17 protein-coding genes are annotated in these 19,137 nt (G+C 38.9%); 4 read left to right on the top strand and 13 right to left on the bottom strand.

Features of this window, described 5'->3' with window-relative positions:
- Positions 1 to 257: 257 nt before the first annotated feature.
- Positions 258 to 2,159, bottom strand: coding sequence for an acetate--CoA ligase (gene acs / locus J2743_RS05270; protein WP_209625515.1), 1,902 nt, complete (start codon positions 2,157 to 2,159; stop codon positions 258 to 260).
- A 522-nt stretch (positions 2,160 to 2,681) separates the two neighbouring features.
- On the opposite strand from acs, the gene aroE reads away from it, so the two are divergent.
- Together aroE and J2743_RS05260 are read left to right on the top strand one after the other, a co-directional pair.
- Positions 2,682 to 3,539, top strand: coding sequence for a shikimate dehydrogenase (aroE, locus tag J2743_RS05265; protein ID WP_209625514.1), 858 nt, complete (start codon positions 2,682 to 2,684; stop codon positions 3,537 to 3,539).
- A 144-nt stretch (positions 3,540 to 3,683) separates the two neighbouring features.
- Positions 3,684 to 4,532, top strand: coding sequence for a TatD family hydrolase (locus J2743_RS05260; RefSeq protein ID WP_209625513.1), 849 nt, complete (start codon positions 3,684 to 3,686; stop codon positions 4,530 to 4,532).
- Positions 4,533 to 4,699: 167 nt separating this feature from the next.
- Here the strand turns inward: J2743_RS05260 and J2743_RS05255 are convergent, their stop codons facing one another.
- From J2743_RS05255 to J2743_RS05230, 6 genes are all read right to left on the bottom strand, one after another.
- Complete coding sequence (locus J2743_RS05255; protein ID WP_209625512.1) at positions 4,700 to 5,281, bottom strand: TIGR00267 family protein; 582 nt, start codon at positions 5,279 to 5,281, stop codon at positions 4,700 to 4,702.
- Between the two features lie 32 nt (positions 5,282 to 5,313).
- Positions 5,314 to 5,655 (bottom strand): HepT-like ribonuclease domain-containing protein, encoded by a 342-nt coding sequence (locus J2743_RS05250; protein ID WP_209625511.1) that lies wholly within the window; start codon positions 5,653 to 5,655, stop codon positions 5,314 to 5,316.
- Positions 5,652 to 5,939: a nucleotidyltransferase family protein gene (locus J2743_RS05245; RefSeq protein WP_209625510.1), complete on the bottom strand. Its 288-nt coding sequence runs from the start codon at positions 5,937 to 5,939 to the stop codon at positions 5,652 to 5,654. Before J2743_RS05245 ends, J2743_RS05250 begins: the two co-directional genes overlap by 4 nt.
- A 31-nt stretch (positions 5,940 to 5,970) precedes the next feature.
- Positions 5,971 to 7,179, bottom strand: a complete 1,209-nt coding sequence (gene hmgA, locus J2743_RS05240) for a hydroxymethylglutaryl-CoA reductase (NADPH) (RefSeq protein ID WP_209625509.1) — start codon at positions 7,177 to 7,179, stop codon at positions 5,971 to 5,973.
- Positions 7,180 to 7,278: 99 nt separating this feature from the next.
- Positions 7,279 to 8,139: a succinate--CoA ligase subunit alpha gene (gene sucD / locus J2743_RS05235; protein WP_209625508.1), complete on the bottom strand. Its 861-nt coding sequence runs from the start codon at positions 8,137 to 8,139 to the stop codon at positions 7,279 to 7,281.
- Positions 8,140 to 8,191: 52 nt separating this feature from the next.
- Positions 8,192 to 8,920, bottom strand: coding sequence for a hypothetical protein (locus J2743_RS05230; RefSeq protein ID WP_209625507.1), 729 nt, complete (start codon positions 8,918 to 8,920; stop codon positions 8,192 to 8,194).
- A 316-nt stretch (positions 8,921 to 9,236) separates the two neighbouring features.
- Here J2743_RS05230 and aroD point away from each other — a divergent pair, with 316 nt between their 5' ends.
- Positions 9,237 to 9,911: a type I 3-dehydroquinate dehydratase gene (gene aroD / locus J2743_RS05225; RefSeq protein ID WP_209625570.1), complete on the top strand. Its 675-nt coding sequence runs from the start codon at positions 9,237 to 9,239 to the stop codon at positions 9,909 to 9,911.
- Position 9,912: 1 nt separating this feature from the next.
- Positions 9,913 to 10,548: a S24/S26 family peptidase gene (locus J2743_RS05220; RefSeq protein ID WP_209625506.1), complete on the top strand. Its 636-nt coding sequence runs from the start codon at positions 9,913 to 9,915 to the stop codon at positions 10,546 to 10,548.
- 188 nt (positions 10,549 to 10,736) lie between these two features.
- Here J2743_RS05220 and J2743_RS05215 read toward each other — a convergent pair whose 3' ends face one another.
- The 6 genes from J2743_RS05215 to J2743_RS12150 form a co-directional block, all read right to left on the bottom strand.
- The gene (locus tag J2743_RS05215; RefSeq protein WP_209625505.1) at positions 10,737 to 11,045 is read right to left on the bottom strand and encodes a hypothetical protein; all 309 of its coding nucleotides are present in this window, start codon (positions 11,043 to 11,045) and stop codon (positions 10,737 to 10,739) included.
- 108 nt (positions 11,046 to 11,153) lie between these two features.
- Positions 11,154 to 11,510: a hypothetical protein gene (locus J2743_RS05210; RefSeq protein ID WP_209625504.1), complete on the bottom strand. Its 357-nt coding sequence runs from the start codon at positions 11,508 to 11,510 to the stop codon at positions 11,154 to 11,156.
- Between the two features lie 45 nt (positions 11,511 to 11,555).
- The gene (locus tag J2743_RS05205) at positions 11,556 to 12,899 is read right to left on the bottom strand and encodes a hypothetical protein (protein WP_209625503.1); all 1,344 of its coding nucleotides are present in this window, start codon (positions 12,897 to 12,899) and stop codon (positions 11,556 to 11,558) included.
- Between the two features lie 435 nt (positions 12,900 to 13,334).
- Positions 13,335 to 17,636, bottom strand: a complete 4,302-nt coding sequence (locus tag J2743_RS05200) for a chitobiase/beta-hexosaminidase C-terminal domain-containing protein (RefSeq protein WP_209625502.1) — start codon at positions 17,634 to 17,636, stop codon at positions 13,335 to 13,337.
- A gap of 280 nt (positions 17,637 to 17,916) precedes the next feature.
- Positions 17,917 to 18,873 carry a zinc metalloprotease HtpX gene (locus tag J2743_RS05195; protein ID WP_209625501.1) on the bottom strand — a complete coding sequence of 319 codons (957 nt, stop codon included), beginning with the start codon at positions 18,871 to 18,873 and terminating at the stop codon, positions 17,917 to 17,919.
- Between the two features lie 30 nt (positions 18,874 to 18,903).
- Positions 18,904 to 19,035 carry a hypothetical protein gene (locus tag J2743_RS12150; protein ID WP_280904396.1) on the bottom strand — a complete coding sequence of 44 codons (132 nt, stop codon included), beginning with the start codon at positions 19,033 to 19,035 and terminating at the stop codon, positions 18,904 to 18,906.
- Positions 19,036 to 19,137 lie beyond the last annotated feature (102 nt).

The raw sequence follows: 19,137 nt of genomic DNA, 5'->3' as shown, positions 1-19,137 counted from the left end.
ATAAAATGTATTTTTTTATTGTATACACTTATACTTTGCTATTTGTCTAAAATGCCATAATGATACAGGACAACCTATTTTTTCCCTTTAACTTCCTTTATCACACTTTTTAATCTATTCAGCATCATCCCATTGTTATTTTTTTCCCGTAGATTCTCCCTATAGTTAATTTAAGAGCATTTTATAATATCTGTTGGTCTTTTATTTAGTGATTTTTTCATGTTGTTGATTTTTTTCCTCTTCCCATGTGGGTGTTTCTATTCTTCCAGTGTGGATGTATCACCCAGATTTTCACCCATTTCCTGGGCTCGTAGAATTCTGTGCATGATCTTACCACTCCTTGTTTTAGGTAGTTTATCCACCTGCACGATTTCACCCAGTACAGCTACCGGTCCCAGTTCATGACGTACATGTTTTTTAAGTTCCCCAATGAGTTTTGTTTTAAGTTCATATCCTCCACGTAGGATGATGAAGGCCTTGATAATTTCCCCCTTAATGGGGTCAGACCTTCCGATAACAGCTGCTTCAACAACAGCAGGGTGTGATACAAAGGCAGATTCCACTTCTGCAGTTCCTATACGGTGTCCGGCAATTTTCAGGACATCATCGCTACGTCCCTGGATCCAGAAGTATCCATCTTCGTCTTTACGAACCATGTCCCCAGCGTTATAAATGCATCCTGGAAATTCACTCCATATCTCTTTAAACCGTTCTTTATTTTTATGTAGGTTACGGAACATGGCGGGCCAGGGTTTTTTGATAACCAGATATCCTCCTTTTCCTACAGGCACCGGGTTTCCTTTTCCATCTACCACGTCAGCATCAACTCCTGGTAAAGGTAGGGCGGTTGCTCCTGGTTTTAAGTCGGATACAGGTAGAGGTGATATCATGTGCATACCAGTTTCTGTTTGCCACCAGGTGTCCATGAGAGGGCATCTTTCTTTACCCACATTTTTATAGAGCCAGATCCAGGCTTCTGGGTTGATGGGTTCTCCCACCGTCCCTAAAATACGGAGGGATTCCAGGTTGTAAAGATCAGTGTATCGTATTCCAAATCTCATAAGGTGTCTGATGGCAGTGGGTGCTGTGTAGAACTTGGTAACACCATATTTTTCCACGATCTTCCACCATACTCCAGGGTCAGGGTAGTCGGGTGCTCCTTCATAGACTACAGTGGTGGTTCCCAAAAGTAAGGGTCCGTAGATAACGTAACTGTGTCCAGTGATCCATCCAATGTCTCCAGTGCACCAGAACAGATCATCTTCATGGATGTCAAATACATAACGGAGAGTGGTAGCTGTTCCTAACATGTAACCTGCAGTGGTGTGTATGACTCCTTTGGGTTTCCCAGTACTTCCTGAAGTATAAAGTATGAAGAGAGGATCTTCAGAGTCCATGGGTTCTGGTTCACAGTAAGATGCTTCACCTTCCACCAGCCTTTCATAGAAGATTTCTCTTCCTGATAATTTGGATAGTTCAATGGGAGTTCCGGTGTGGTTAACCACCACAATAGTTTCAACGGATGGACACTGCAGGACTGCTTCATCAGCAATGCTTTTGAGATCTATTACTTTACCCCTCCTGTATGTTCCATCAGCTGTGAAGAGTACTTTAACCTGGGTCTCGTTAATACGTTCCACCAATGAACCTACACTAAGTCCAGAGTAGATCACACTGTGTATTGCCCCGATTTTAGTGCAGGCAAGTAGTGCGATTAAGAGTTCAGGACACATGGGCATGTAAGTAGAGACTATGTCCCCTTTTTTCACACCTAAGTTTTTAAGGGCATTGGCCAGTTTGTTCACTGCTAAGTAGAGTTCATAGAAGGTGATTTTTTTTTCTTCTCCACGTTCGTTTATGTAGATTATTGCAACTTGGTTTCTTTTTTCAGATTTAATCCATCGGTCAACAGCATTGTAGGCCAGATTGATTTTTCCACCTAAAAACCATTTATAAAAGGGTTTGTTTGACTCATCAAGAACTTTATCCCATTTTTTGAACCATTCAAACTGTTCTGCTTTCTCTGACCAATATTTTTCCAAGTTTTTACCTTTTTCAATTTCTGCTTCCCAATTTTTAACCAGGGCATTTTCCTTTATTTCTTCACTTGGTTTGAATACCCTTTTCTCATTCATAAGGACGGTGGTATCTCTTATCATTCTTATCCCACTGTTATTAACTATTTAAAGCTGTTTGATTGTTCTGCTGGTTAATAAGTTCTGTTTAGTATATATATCTATATTATTAATCATTATAAATATTTTTTTTTAAAATCTCTGATTAAAATTAAAAATAGAAAAAAAGTTTTAGGTTTTTTATTAATTAAACTCAAAATCTTAGCTTAAATCTCATTAATCATCTACTATTCCTTACCTTACCATTCCCGCCTCTTTTTAATGTTTATTTTAATATTTCAATTCCTATCCGGCACCAGGGTAAGTCCCTCCAATATTTTAAATAACCAATTATTACCCATCAACCCTTGAAAAAATAAAACAAAATCATTTCCTTAATACAGAAAAATCCAAGGGGCCAGAATAATTTTATAGATTGCAAACATAACTAAACAATATATAATACATTACTGGATGAATAAATAATTCAAAACTAAAAACTTTTCCTTCCACGGAGGGTTTAAAAATTGAATATTCCCTAAAAAAATAGTATTTTGGTGATTTGAATTGATAACTGGTAAAACTGCAGTGGTGGGTATAATGGGAGATCCAGTCCAGCACAGTCTATCCCCTCCCATGCACAACGCTGCCTTCAAACATCTTAAGATGGATTATATTTACGTTCCATTTCAGGTTAGGCCTGAAAATCTGGCCTCTGCAATTGCTGGTGCAAGATCTATGGGAATTAAGGGGCTGAACATAACCATTCCTCATAAAAGGGAGGTAATAAAATACCTTGATGAGATAGGTCAGGCAGCACAGCTTATAGGTGCAGTTAACACCCTTAAGTTTAGAAAAAACACACTCACCGGTTTTAACACTGATGGACTGGGGGCTGTTAAGGCAATTGAAGAAGTCACACCAGTTAAGGGTAAAAAAATAATCATTATTGGTGCTGGTGGTGCTGCACGGGCAGTATCATTCCAATCACTCCTTGCTGGTGCCGGAGAGGTTTTAATAGCCAACCGCACCCTGGAAAATGCCTGTAAACTCACAGATGATCTTGGTCAGAATTTTGCCACCTCAGTGGGCTGTTTAGGTCTTGATGATAAGTTGGTTGAAGAGTTAAAGGACACAGATGTTCTGATAAATACCACGCCTGTTGGTATGCATCCCCATGAGGATCAAAAGCCCATTGTAACGAGCAGTATGATGCACCGAGATTTGGTGGTTAACGACATAGTCTACAATCCACTGAAAACAGGCCTGATACGTGAAGCAGAAAAGGCAGGCGCAAAAACCATTAACGGTACCAGAATGTTAATTTATCAGGGAATGGAATCATTCCGCATCTGGACCGGGATCAATCCACCCTTTAAAGTGTTTGAAGAAGCAATAATGAAAGGATTGGGTTATGTAAGTTGAACAGATTATACTGATAATCACAGTAGATTAGGCTGATAACCAGAGTAGATTAGGCTGATAACCAGAGTAGATTGGGCTGATAACCAGAGTAGATTAGGTCGATAACCAGAGTAGATTAAATTGGCAACATGAGGTTAGTATCACATGGACAACATACCATCCACTGACAATCACATACACGTAGATCCTATAAACGGTGAAGGACCTTTAGAGGTAGCCTCTAAATTTCATAGATCAGGGGGAACAGCCATGATCATCCCCAACAAGCCCACATGGACCGTAAATCCGGAATGTAATTTTGTTGAGGCCATGGAACTGGTTGTAAAGTATGCAGATGAGATCAACCAGGAAACTGAGGTTAAAGCCTTTGCAGTGGTGGGAGCCCATCCTGCAGAGCTCAGCCGACGTGTTGAGGCAGGTATGGATCTGGCCCAGGCTGAAGAGTTAATGAGGGGTGCTCTGGAGGCAGCCAAAAACATGGTGATGGAGGGAAGGGCAGTGGGCATAGGTGAAATTGGCAGACCACACTACCCAGTCCCAGAAGAGGAAATGGAAGTCCATAACCGTCTCATAATATATGCCATGGAACTGGCACGTGAAGCAGACTGCCCGGTGCAACTGCACACCGAGAGTGCTTCAGAAGAACAGTACCATGAATTTGCCGAGATGGCCAAGAAAGCCCATTTAAAAGAGGAAAAAGTCATCAAACATTTCTCAGGACCATTTATCCTCCCAGAGGAAAACTATGGTATTACACCTTCGCTTATTGCCAGTGGGGATGTGATGCGTGAGGCTGTAAAGAAGGGTAAAAACTTCCTCATGGAAACCGATTACCTGGATGATAAAACAAGACCAGGGGCAGTTATGGGTCCCAGAACCGTTCCCAGAAGAACCAGGAAACTGATCAATGCGGGTTTACTCACAGAAGAAGATGCCTACCGGATCCATGTGGAAATCCCTGAAAGGATTTACAATGTAGAGATGGATTTATAAATGGGTTATTTTATTATAAAATTTTCCACTATTCTTTCTATTAAACTATTCAACATCTTCATAACAAATAATTGAAAATAAAAGGAATGTTGGGAAGCGCTGCCTTAATGCAGCATTTTTTTATTTTTATTTTTAATTTAGGATAAAATTTTAGGTATGTGTCATGGTTAACCATGCCCTCCACCAATTAAGAAACTGACCACACCAATTAATACACCGATGAGCACGATTTCAAGGCTGGTTTTAAGTAAACTTTCACGGGATACACGGCCTAAATACACACCCAGTATGATCAATGCAATGAAACAGAGCACGATGGTGCATATGGTGGCAGTCATCTTATCAGAAATAAGCAGGAAAGGTAGTACTGGTACGAATGAGCCAATGAAGCTGCTGAATCCGTGGGTGAACATGCTCATGAAGATTCGCCTCTTAGCCTGCTGGTGAATATGAGTGTCATCCAGTTTACCCTCATCCAGCATCATCTTATGCTCCAGATCTCGGATGGTACGCACTTCTTCGGCCCGTTCACCAATAAAAGAACCGAATGCATTGGACATTGCCAGGGCTATGCCTCCTGCCAGACCAGTTAATCCAACAGAGAAATTGGAAATTTCCAGACCAGCTGCACCAGCCACACCACTGGCAGTTAAGGTAACTCCCATCACAGCCAGTATTCCATCCATGGTTCCCAGAGCCACGTAACGACTCATTTTAAAGTATTCATTTATAAATTCGCGGATGTTCATTCAATTTGCTCCGATGTGTAATAAATTTAAAATTAGTCTAATTCTTCTTTTATCTTGAGAATTTTTCTCTTCAAATATGGAATATCACTCTGAACAACTTTCCAGGTCAGATCAAGATCTATTCCAAAGTATTCATGAACTACAACATCTCTCATTCCTGCAATATTCCTCCAAGGAACTTCAGGATACTTATTTTTCAGATCTTCAGGAAGATTTTTAATTGCTTCTCCAATAATTTCAATTCTTCTTATGATTGCATCTTGTAACAACACGGAGTTAAGAAAATCTTCTTTGGCCAATTCACTGGTATAATCTTCAATAAGTTCAATAGATTCCAGAATATGTTCTAAGAATACCTTAGGATCTTTACTCATATTATTGCTTCCTGTTCCTTCAAAATCCGTTCTTTAAGAAGGGGATGCAATGAATTGTATGTGATAACATCTACTTTTCTATTTAAACATTTTTCAAGTTCTAATTTTAAGTCAACTAGATTTAAGAGGCTTTTATCACCTTCAAATTCAATCAGTAGATCAAGATCACTGGTCTCGGTTAGTTCATCTCGAACTATTGATCCGAAAAAAGCTGCTTTTTTGACGTTATGTTTGAGCAAAACATTAACAACTTTTTCCTTTATTTTAAGTATTTCTTTGTTCATAATAATCCCTTAACATGGGTTAACATTACAATTAACCTCTTCCCAAATCCTTATGAGCCCTTGCCAGATGACCAGCAGCCAGTGCACCCATAAGGGATAGTTCACCTGCCAGGACAGTTGCACCAACGATTTCTGCAAATTTAGCCACATTACCTTCTCCATGAACTCCCATGATCTGCAGGCACTCGGTGGCTGTTTCCAAGCTGGTTCCTCCCCCAACTGTTGCCAGTGGAACATCAGGCAGGGTCACAGAAAAGTACAGATCTCCCTTCTGTTCTTCGGCAGTGGTTATTCCCAGACTACCCTCCACAATATGGGCCTCATCCTGTCCAGTGGCCAGGAATATGGCACCGATCATGTTGGCGTACTGGGCATTGAAACCCATGTTACCGGCAATAGCAGATCCAATGAGATTTTTCGCCTGATTAACCTCTACAATTGCCTCAGATGTAGTTTTAAGTTTTTCTTCCACAATGTCTTTGGGAATGATTATTTCGGCAACAATACTCTTCCCACGGCCTTCAATAAGATTCAGAGCAGAGGGTTTCTTATCCGTACACAGGTTACCACTGAGTGCCACTACATGGGCTCCGGTTTCCCGGGTTAATATTTCCAGGGCCTTTTCTGTGGCTATGGTGACCATGTTCATGCCCATACTGTCACCAGTGGTGAAGGTGAAACGGGGATAAACATAGCGACCAACCACCACAACTGGGTCAACCTTCAACAACTTCCCATGACGTGTGGTACTTTCTGAAGCCTCTTTAAGTTCGATGAAATGCCTTTCAATCCATTCTTTTACTTCAAGAGCTTTCTGGATCGAATCTGCCCGGATAACTGGGGCACGAGTCATTTTATCATCTATTATGCGCACGGTGATGCCACCAACTGCTTTGCTAACCGAACATCCTCGGTTAACCGAAGCCAGCAGAGCCCCTTCAGAGGTGGCCAGGGGAACATAATAATCTCCCTGGGCATGTTCACCGTTGATCTGGAGTGGTCCGACCAGTCCCACCGGGATCTGCACAACTCCAATGGGGTTCTCAATATTCTTTTTCAAGGCCCTGGCCATATCCAGCGAATAATTGGAAACATGCTTGAGGCTGGCTCCAGATATTTGTTCTGCAAACTCTCTCCTCACCTCAACTGCTTCCTGGATGCTATCAGTGTAATCTTCAACCTGGTAAAGTTTTAACTCTCCTTTAGTTAGTTTTTCAACAATTTCTTCTTTTTTTGCCATAAAACCACCCTGAACTATTTATTTTTTTAGGCCATTTTTCTTAAAGTTGTCTTTTTCATTAACTTAATAAAATGAATTCCATTTATTACTCGATACACCTTAGAGTATATCTTTCATTACCGATGCAATCTGTGATGGTTGTTCTGCTACTTCAACTCCTGCAGCTTTAAGGGCTTTCATCTTAGTTTCAGCAGTTCCAGCATTACTCTCAATTATTGCTCCAGCATGCCCCATCCTTTTACCTGGTGGAGCGGTTCTACCTGCAATGTAGGCCACTACTGGTTTGGTAATGTTCTCAGCAATATATTCTGCAGCTTTTTCCTCAGCATTACCTCCAATCTCTCCAATCATAGCCATAGCCTTAGTACCAGGGTCTTCTTCGAATTTCTGCAATATTTCTGCAAAATCCATTCCTACCACAGGGTCGCCTCCAATCCCGAGACAGGTGCTCTGCCCTAAACCAGCCTGAGTTATCTGACTGGCCACCTCATAGGTAAGGGTTCCACTACGTGAAACTATCCCTATATCTCCAGGATTAAAGATATGTGTGGGCATGATCCCAAGTTTACCAACTCCTGGTGTTATGATACCGGGAGTGTTGGGCCCGATTACTTTACAACCCATTCTTCGAGCATACTGAGCTATTTCCATGGAATCATGTACTGGTATGTGTTCAGTGATGATCACCACCAGTTCCAACTGGGATATGGCTTCGAAGGCAGCGTCCTTGGCGAATGGGGCTGGGATAAATATTATAGATGCATTAACATCCATCTGTTCTGTTATTTCTCCAATAGAATTGTAGACAGGAATTCCCTCAAACTCCTGACCCCCTTTACCTGGTGATGTGCCTGCCAGGATATTGGTATCATATTCCAACATGCTCCTGGTGTGAAAAGAGCCCTGTTTACCGGTAATGCCCTGCACAACACATTTAGTATCTTCGTTGAGAAATATCACTGTAACCACTTCCTTTTATAAAAATTTACATAATATACTTCTTTGAAACCATTCAAACCTTTAATATCTTCATCTTTTCTGAAAGGGGAACCGCCAGATCCATTACATTACCATTCATATAGGCGGTGATGGACATGATAACACTTCCCGGGATAACATAGGAGGGGGATCCTCTACGCACCAGATAAACATTTTTATTGCCAAGTGCAGCTCCCATCATAGCCCCACCTACCACTGCCATGCTTTCAATATCTTCCACTGTTGTTACCACCACAGGATCATCTGTTTCGGCAGAAACATATCCCACACCAGGTATTTCCTTGTTGTGGTTTAAACTGCTCCCACCTATATCTGTCACATTGTCCATACTTTGGGCAGCTTTCATTACAGAATCAGCAACTTTATGGACAAATGATTCCCCACCATAAGTGTCAAATGCAATGATAATAGCATCGGGATATCTGTCCTGCCTTATATTTGCTTCAGCATAGGAAACTCCTTCACCAGCCTCTTCCCTGGTAGGTGATATTCCTTCGATATCTCCCAAGTCTTCGGCGTTACTGCGGAGAATGTCCACAATACCTCTGTTAACATCTACCAGTTTTTCATCTTCTACAAAGGCGCTGATTACCACATCATCGCCAGTGATATTGGTGAGGGCTGCTTTGTATGCTCCAATTTTCAGTAAATCAGGAATATCCTTTTTGACATTTTCAATTAAAGTTTTGCTACAGGAAACATCGTTTCCTGATATATCCGCACCTATGGATGTAATCTTCAAATAATCACCTGAACTAATTTGGAATTAGATTGATTATGTTTTAATTAATTGTATAAAATCCATGGATTATTAATTATAGGCAATGATATGGGGGATACTTGTTCTTATAGATTTTTATCTGTCTTCTTTTTTTGCTGGTTTCTGTTGACTTAAAACACGGCGATGTAATTTGCATCTGCAGTCAAAACATCATTGTCCATATATTTAGTAATGTGGGGAAATAAATAAATAGAATGTTAATGAACTTAATTCCCCTGATATAATCTAATAATAATATTACCATAGATGTTTTCGGTGAAGTTGAGATGTGCATATCATGATTCCAAAACCATTGATCTGCGTTCCCATATTCCAGAAAGACAGGCGAAATGTCCTAAAAATAGCTGAAAAAGCTATTAAAATGGATGTGGATATATTGGAGCTGAGAATAGATGCCCTTCTGGACCCGGATCCGCAAAAGATCGTTCATCTTATGGAAGAAATAAACTTCCCCCTGATTGCCACCAACCGGATGAGGGAGGAAGGAGGACATTTCAGAGGATCTGAAGATGAAAGAACCAGGATCCTTATTGAAACAGCCGAACATGTTGATTATGTTGACATAGAACTTCAAACTGATGAAAAACTCCGTTCGAAGGTTATCAATGCTTCTAAGTCAACTATAATATCCTTCCATGATTTCCAGAGAACTCCTCCTTTAAAAGAACTTCTCAAGATCGTTGAAAATGAAAAAAAGCTGGGGACCATAGCGAAATTTGCGGTCATGCCTCAGGATATGCAGGATACACTTAACGTGCTCCAGGTGGTTAACCAGTTTGACAACACCATTGGTATTGCCATGGGTAAAATTGGAAGATACACCAGGGTCTTGGCACCACTTTTCGGATCACCCCTGACTTATGCAGCTTTAAATGGAGGATCTGCCCCTGGACAGTTGAATTTAGCTGAAACCAAACAAATCATTGACAAATTAATGGTGGAGAGAGATTAATTTGAAACTAAAACTAGGCTTAACTGTTGTATTACTGGTGTTGATTGCATTAATCGGATCTGCTGGATACGTGTTATCCAACCAGAATAGCACTGGGATTACAGTTGAGACCAATGGTACAGCGGTTACTATTCAATCGTCATCATGGTGGGAGGTGCCTTCAGCCATGCTTAATGAGATGAAGGTTAAGGCATTGGCTGATGTGGAGGATCCAGATAGTAGTGTGGAATCCATCAAAACGGATATGGAGAACATAGCCAGCAAATACAATTATACAGTTCAGGTCAAGGTTGTATCCCAGTTTGGTGAAGATCAGCTACCCATGCCTGCCACGGTTAAGGGAACATCCATGGTTCCCACCTTAGAAGATGGTCAAAGTATTGTAGTGTTGAAAACATCTGATTTCAAGGTGGGAGATATAGTGGTTGCACATCACCCTGATTACAACTTGATTGTGAAACGGGTTGGACAGATAAATGGTGACCAGGTTTATCTGGAAAGTGACAACAAAAATGTTGAAGTAGAAAGCCAGACACGATATGTTAACGGAGTAAAACAAGTAATTACCATTACCAAGACACCTCTAAATACATGGGTTCCCAAAAGCTATGTGATCGGCGTGGTTAAGGAGTATTAACCGGTGTAGTCAAGGTTCAACTACCTTTTTTTTAGTTTTTTAATATTAAACCAATTTTTAAATTTAGTTTTAATGACACTGACTATTTATGTAGTGTTTTTTTGTGGTATAGAAATGTTAGTGGTTCTAAATTAGATAACCATTGCTGCAGAACAATTCAGGTATTTCATCATTAATGATGCGTTCTCCTATACCAGAGTTACTGAAGCAATGTCTCCATCTAGATTCCCTATTTCATTTTCTATTGGTGAAAAGGATGAAGAACAGACAAATCTAAAGGCCCAAACATTACCCACTGTGCCCTTTACATCCATACCCATACGATGATCCATCTCACCAATTATATATGAGGATACTGCATCATCACAGCAAAAAACCACCCCCGGTGTGGTACGACTCCAAGTAACATTGTAAGCAGCGGCACCCTGATCCACCACCATGTCATGGCATTTGATTACTAGGAGAGATGTGAGGAAAGTTCCATAAGCTGCTTTCATTGCACCGGGAGCATATAATGATTGTTTATCCCACCAGTACTACACCACCTCATTGGTTACATTGGTGGTGGCAATGGCGAAACTCTTAACACCTTCATATTTCAATACTCAAGGTTTATTGAATTTTTTTTCTAACTTCTGCATTTTTATGTATGCTATCCAAATACAGATTACAAACAATCCAATTATTAGACCGTATTTTAATAAGAGATTCTCAATTGGTGGTGGCACTAAGATTAAAGTAAATGGTATAAAAATTGTGAAAAGTATAATTAAAACCAGAATCCAATAAATAGATCTGTTCATATATTGCCTATAATTAAAGATGGCAACTATTAAACATACTAACCCCACACTAATAAATGCTGCTGCAGCTCCTAAACTCTGGGGAATCCATAGAATGCCCGTAAAAAAAAACAATGCCATAAGTGCATAATCTCCACTCTTCATTACTTTATTTTCCATTAGGTACCACCTTTCTTTATAGAAATATTAAAATACTTGTACAATTTATTCAAACAAGCTATGACGCCTCACAAATACTGTTTTCCCGTAAATTCTTACTTCCAACCAAGGAGTATCCCAAAACTCCATTGAAGGAAGTAACTGATCATAAAAAGCATTATAACCTTGATTAATAACTAATTCAAATGCAATTGCGGCAATTATGTATTCTGTACTTCCTGTTAACAAACCAAAGCCAAAAAATGCTATTGCACCATAAGTTTTCGCCAAATACCAATATTTCTGTCCATTAAAATCAATATCAACTATACGATTAAAAATTTCTATGTTTTCATGCACCCAATCCATATAATCAGATGTGCTGTTTTTAACTCCTGCAAAAAGATCATAAGATGAATCAGTGATCTGGTTATGGAAACAATACGCTCCACAAAAACCATTCACAGTGTTAATATCCCGTATAATACCAGTCTCAGGATCATACAACAATATCAGATCATCACGACCCACCAGTTTTATTACCGTGTAACCATTCTCTGTGAATAACCTCATATCTGTCCCAGTCCAGAAGGCATAGAACATGTCCCGTGTCACAGATCCCATTACATCTAGGGAAACAGTTTCATACTGGGAAAGGAAATCCAAGTTTCGCATGATTCCGTATTCAATAGTGGAAATCTGTGAAGAACATGCTGAGTTGAAGAGTATAATGTTTTTAAGTGATCCTATAACTATCATTCCCATACTATGATCACATTCAAGTGTTAAATAAGTCTGGTAGGCATCATCACCCACAAAAACAGCTACAGGATGTGTTCTACTCCATGTAACATTAAATTCCTCTGCTGCTGCATCTGCCAGGATGTCATGACAGTAAATTGTCATTAAAGAGGTGAAGAACGTCCCATAGGCTGCTTTCATCGCACCTACAGGGTAGAGGAGGTTTCCATAGGCATCCGTGGCATTTTCCTGATCAGCCCAATACTGAGCAATCTCATCAGTGACCTTGGTGGTGGCAATAGCGAAACTCTTAACACCCTCATAACCCGCCAAAAGACCATCCATGTACATGATGGGGCTAGTTCTGAGGACAGTATCTCCAGTGAAGTTAAGATCGATTGTGCTGTTGGTCGCAGGATCAGTGACTGTTATTTCAGGTGCGTCTGCTCCAGGATATGTTAATTGGACTGTTAGACTGTCCATAAATTCCAGCCGATGATTCTGGATAAATTGCAATTCTGCACTAGTTAGACTATACGATGATGTTAAATCCGTCCAGAAGCTTGCGGATATCTCCCCTGGATCCATTCCATCCTGTAATATATAATTATTTGCATATATAATTGCCCTGAAAACATCACCATGGTATGTTCCCCATATTACAGCCATACCTTTTTTGACTATTACTTATTTTATCCATTTTTTTGACAACCCCCTTTGATTCCACATATTTACCAAGGAATTTTTCTATATTTATATCTACGAGGGTAATAGTAAGCGAAGTAAAGAATGTAAATTATGAAAATCCCAAACATACCATAAAATAGAAGGTTGGTTCTATAAAATGGAAGAAAAAGATAAATATATGTTAATATTAGTCCCTGAAATATAATTATACCTAGAAAACCCAAATAATATAATGAGATACTATAATCCTTGTTCATAAAGATCGTTACTAACATAATAGTAATTCCAAATGAAATAGCAAATAAAAATAATAGTTTTCCTGAAATTAAAAAAATTCCTAAGAATATGATTGAATATAAAAATGTTAAGAACAAGGATAATTTAAATCTCATTATTTGCCTCCTTTCTAAAGTAAATTTATTCCTTAAATGTTGGTTCATCCACCCAATCGATCATGTCATTTCCACTCATATATATTGTAACAATTGTAGGGCCCATTAAGAGAATTGAACCTCCCACAGTTTCGGGAATTGCTATTATTTCACCAGTTAAAGCTAGACCCGCTGCTATAAGAAGAAAACCATTCCCCCCAATATGATAAAATTTTTCCCAGTTGAAGTGATTCATGAACCAGTTATAATCTTCTACACTATCATTTGCCCATTCCCTGAAATCTGATGTACTATTATAAACATCATCAAAGAAATTATAAGACTGTTCTGTTATTTGGTCATGGAAGCAGTACGCACCGCAAAACCCATTAACTGTATTTATATCTCTCATAATGCCTGTTTCAGGATCATACAACAATATCAGATCATCACGACCCACCAATTTCTTGATAGTGTAACCATTCTGTGTGAATAACTCCAGGTCTGTCCCAGTCCAGAAGGCATAAAACATATCTCGAGTCACAGATCCCATTACATCCAGGGAAACAGTTTCATACTGGGAGGTGAAATCCAGGTTTCGCATGATTCCGTATTCAATGGTGGAAATCTGTGAAGAACATGCTGAATTGAATAGTATAGTGTTTTTAAGTGATCCGATGACTGTCATGCCCATACTATGGTCACATTCCAGTGTCAGGTAGGTTTGATAGGCATCATCACCCACAGAAACAGCTACAGGATGTGTTCTACTCCATGTAACATTAAATTCCTCTGCTGCTGTATCTGCCAGAATATCATGGCAATAAATCATCATCAAAGATGTGAAAAACGTTCCATAGGCTGCTTTCATCGCACCTGGAGGGTAGAGAAGGTTTCCATAAGCATTAGTGGCGTTTTTTTGGTCAGCCCAGTACTGAGCAATCTCATCAGTGACCTTGGTGGTGGCAATGGCAAAACTCTTAACACCCTCATAACCCGCCCCGAATAAACCATCCATGTACATGATGGGGCTAGTTCTGAGGACAGTGCCTCCAGTGAAGTTAAGATCGATTGTGCTGTTGGTCGCAGGATCAGTAACCGTCATCACTGGTGCATCTGCTCCAGGATATGTTAATTGGACTGTTAGACTGTCCATAAATTCCAGCCGATGATTCTGGACAAACTGCAGTTCAGTGCTATTTAAACTATACAGTGATGTTAGATCCGTCCAGAAGCTTGCTGGTATCTCCTCTGGATCCATTCCATCCTGTAATATATAGTTGTTTGCATATATGATTGCTCTGAAAACATCATCACGATAACCACTGTTCTTCCAGGTATTGTAACCGGGGTTAACATACTCTGTACTGCTCACTATTGTGCCATTTACTATTACTTGCAGTTCACCATAGAATAGATCTGTATTTTTCCAGAGCACACTGAGCCAGGTCACAGAACTATTCAAAGGCACATCACAGATTAAACTTATGGGTTGAAGGGTGGTACTATTCAGTGCAGAGCTGGTAATGTTCAATACTGCTGATCCCGGAGCAATAACCATCTGCTGGGACACGGTCTGATTATCCAATGAAGTATTAACCGTAACCGTCCTAGATGATGTTGTGCCCAGATTCAAGATAGCCACAGCCTTTCCATTAAAAGTGAGGGCTGGTGTGAGAATCGTCCCATAACTTGTGGTGAAAGTGATAGGTAAACCTTTTATAACATGCCCCAAAAATGAAGTATCCTGTCCCAAGTTATTGTGGGTTAGATCCGCAGTTATGCTGGCATTTCCACCAGAATTAACAGTTGAATCATTAATGCTCAGAATGAGCCAGGAGGTAGTGTTTATAGTTCCAACTACATTGTGGATATTAGTTGAATTTATAGGATTATTTGAACCCCACCAGTTGTTGTTCGCATTAACATTTCCATACTCATTATAAAGCCCATATCCTGTGTTTGCAGCAATTCTGTTAAAACTAATATTTGGTGATGAATAATAATTCCATATTCCTATGATACCTTCAGTTATTGAATTCTCATAAACTGTACAATTTTCACAACCTTCAATATATAATCCATACATATTTCCGGGGATCAGATTATTTTGAATTAAGATGTTGTTTGAATCTGAAATACTAATTCCAAAACCAGCATGACCCATTATTAGGTTAGTATAAATAGTACAATTATTTGATTCTATAATAATCACCCCACCAAAACCAAAGTCAACATTCCCCTCAAGGTTATTGTCTGTTATTGTATTCCCATAAATTACACAATTATCACTGTTTCTGATGGCTAATCCATTCCCTTGGTTCAGGGTTATAGTATTATACATTATAATGTTATTTTCAGTTTTAGTGTTTTGAGTAGTTATTCCAAAATAATTGTTGGTTATGTTGTTTCCACTAATTGTGCAGTTTGAAGTTCCATTTAAAAATAATCCGATTGAATAATTAACAGATCCAGAGATAATAAAGCCCTGAATCAAAGATCCACTACCTCCACTATTAATAGTGAAAACAGGATGCGAAGAATCCAATGCTTGCACAGTAACATTACCGCTAGAAAGTATGGTCAAATTTTTATTAACCACTACATTTTCTGTATAAGTACCGTTTGAGACTTCAATAACATGTCCATTTAGTGTTAATGGGTCATCGATGGCTGCTTGAATACTGGAATAACTTATTCCTGTATTAATATTTCCTATTAATCCAAAAATATATTGTTTGGTGTTAACAGGCCCTTGGTTACCTGCATTATCTACTGCTATGAATTTTAAGGTGGTGGTATTGGCTATGGTGATGGGGTTGGTATATATTGTGCTTGCGGTTGTGGGTGTACTGCCATTGGTTGTGTAATAGATGGTTGGATTAGGGTCGAGGTTATCTGTGGCGGTTAGGGTTACTATTTTTGTTGTGTTGTAAACTCCACCTACTGGATTAGCAGCTACTGCTGGTGCGATAAGATCAATGGTATAAGTTATAGTTTGGTTAGTGCCACTGTTACCAGCTGCATCACAAGCATAAAATTTAAGATTTGTTACTCCTTGAACAAGGTTCAATGTAACAGTTTTAACGTGACTATTCCATGTTGTGCCGTTATTGATGCTGTAATAAATCACAGGATTTGCATCAATATTGTCACTGGCAGTTAATGTCACTGTTTTTGTAGAGTTGTATATTCCACCTGTAAGACTGGCATTTACAACAGGCGGGTTTAAATCTATAGTGATATTATTTTCTACAAATGCAGAATCAAGCCAAGTTTCAATGAAAAAAATTCCAGAAGTGGTTAATTCAGGGCCAAAATTAACAACAGCCCTCCCATTATACACATATGCCGTTTTATAAACGCCGAAATAACTTCCATTAATATCAACGATATCAATTTCTACAAGCGTTCCATCAGGAATATATCCTATCGAAGATATATCCTCACCATTATTATTATGAGTTAAATCCACATTAACTGTGAAATTACCATTAGTAACCAAAGGAGTTACCGTTACATTTAAAACCAACCAAGAACCTGCAAAACCAGGAACACCAGAACCCCACCAGTTATTAGTTGCATTCACAGCACCAAAATCACCGTATATATTACCTACTATCCAGTTAAAATTGATAGTACCGAATGAATTATATAATATTAAACATAGATCACCAATTATTGTATTACTCGTTACTGTAATATTGGAATTGGTTGAATAGATTCCATATCCTCCCATATACTGACTAGCGCTTATTATGTTATTTTTTGTAATGCAAACACTGGAAGAGTAAACACCAATACCGCAACTTTGACTATATTGAATGGTGATATTGTTATGGGATATGCTGTTATTATATGAGTTTTCAATACAGATTGACATATAACATGGTTTAAGGAAAACGTTTCCAGTTATATTATTGTTATCCCCAGAAGTAACTAGAATATCATGATCCGCACTATAATTAATTATATTTCCCGAAATTAAGCAATTGTCAGCATCATTTAACCAAATACGACCATTTATTATTAAACCTTGAATAGATGAACCACTGCCTTCATTGTTAATTGTGAAAACAGGATTCGATGAACTTAAAGCTTGAACTGTCACTAAATTACTAGCAGCTTGTAAATTTACCTTTTTATTGATCACCACATTTTCAGTATAGGTGTAATTAGTTCCATTATCATCATTCACTATAATGGTGTCATTTTCAGAAGCACTATTCACTGCTGATTGGATACTATCACCCGCACTCACAGTCAAATTAGCAGCAGAAACCACACCCATAGTCAAAAAACAAGAAAACAAAACCATTAATATTAACCATTTAACTTTAATAATCATAATTCTTCCCCCACTTATTAATATAAACTAGTATTAAGTTAGTATATTTATATTTTTCTATTTTAATTGAATAATTATAAAGTAAATTTTAAATATGATGTTTAACCCCATTCAAACTAAAACTAGGTTTAAAGAATATGAGTACTATAAAGAGTTCCAAGAACTCAAAAACTCTTAAAAATAAACTAAACATTTTCCACAAGACTTAAAAATGAATTAATAACCATTTATTCTTTAAAAAATAAGAAAATAGGGGGATTAAAAAGTATTTAAAGAGGAGTTAAGTATCACTTAACTCAGCCAATCTTTTAATCCTTTTAACCATGTTGGGATGGGTGGATAGTAATTCCATGATTTTACTGCCAGTGCCAATATGGGTGTCCATGTCACGGAGTTGGGCTAGTTCTGCTTCACTGATAACTCCATCCATGTCCAGATCCACCTGTCTGAGATCGTTTATCTCATTTGAGGCATCGGAGATATCATTGACAAAGAAGGCTTTAACTCCCTCCACGGATTTAACCTCTCTTTTGTTCAGATTAGCAGATCCATAAACCAGTTTGTAAAGGGCGCTGGCCAGTTTATGTGGTTTACCCCCGATCTCCACACTTCCCTGGTCTGCGTAGTATTCACGTATTCGGCTTACGAATAATACCAGTAACTGGCCCAGGAGGTATCCTACCAGGGCAGCGATACCAATGAGTCCGGCGTCACCGTCCCTATCTCCACTGAATAGGGTGCTTATGAATATCCAGTAACAGATAAGGGGCACCACACTGATAAGGGTCATTACTGCCATGTCCCTGTGACGTATATGGCTGAGTTCATGTCCCAGAACAGCTTTCAACTCTTCTTCATCCAGCAATTTCAGAATACCGCGGGTTACGCATACTCTTCCGTCTTTTTTGGTTCGGCCAAATGCAAATGCATTGGGAATGCTAGTTTCTGAAATTCCGACTTTAGGTTTGGGAATACCGGCGTTCATGGCCAGTTCTTCCACCATGGCATGCAGGTTAGGTGCTTCATGGGGAGACACATAATGTACCCGCATGGTCATCTCCACCATTTTGGGCCCTGCCAGATACTGGAGCAGCACCACTCCAACTGCCATGATTGCGAATATTATTGGTGTTCCGAAGCCCAGTAATGTGCAAATCACGGTAATTATGGCATATAAAATACCAAATAGCAGTATAGTAGCTAACCAAAGCCTTAATGTTAGTAAAAATCTTCTCATTTCTACTTTAACCTCTTTTATATTTTTTCTTTAATAGCGTTTAATAGTAGTGAACAAAGTATATAAATGTAACTCTTTTTCAGGCATTATCAAAGCACCAGACCAGAAATCAAAGAAGTTTTCCAGGGCTTTAACCAGTGTCATGTTCCACATGGTTATCAAACACTCCCAAAAAAATACAGTATCCTACAAAGTGGTTCAGTTCAATGGGAAATAGTATCCAAAGCTTCCAATGGTCATTCTGAAGAAATATTTCAGTAATTT

This window comes from Methanobacterium petrolearium (assembly GCF_017873625.1).
Taxonomy (GTDB): Archaea; Methanobacteriota; Methanobacteria; order Methanobacteriales; family Methanobacteriaceae; genus Methanobacterium; species Methanobacterium petrolearium.
The sequence above is the reverse complement of the archived record's forward strand: the minus strand, read 5'-3'. Positions and strand labels throughout refer to the sequence as shown.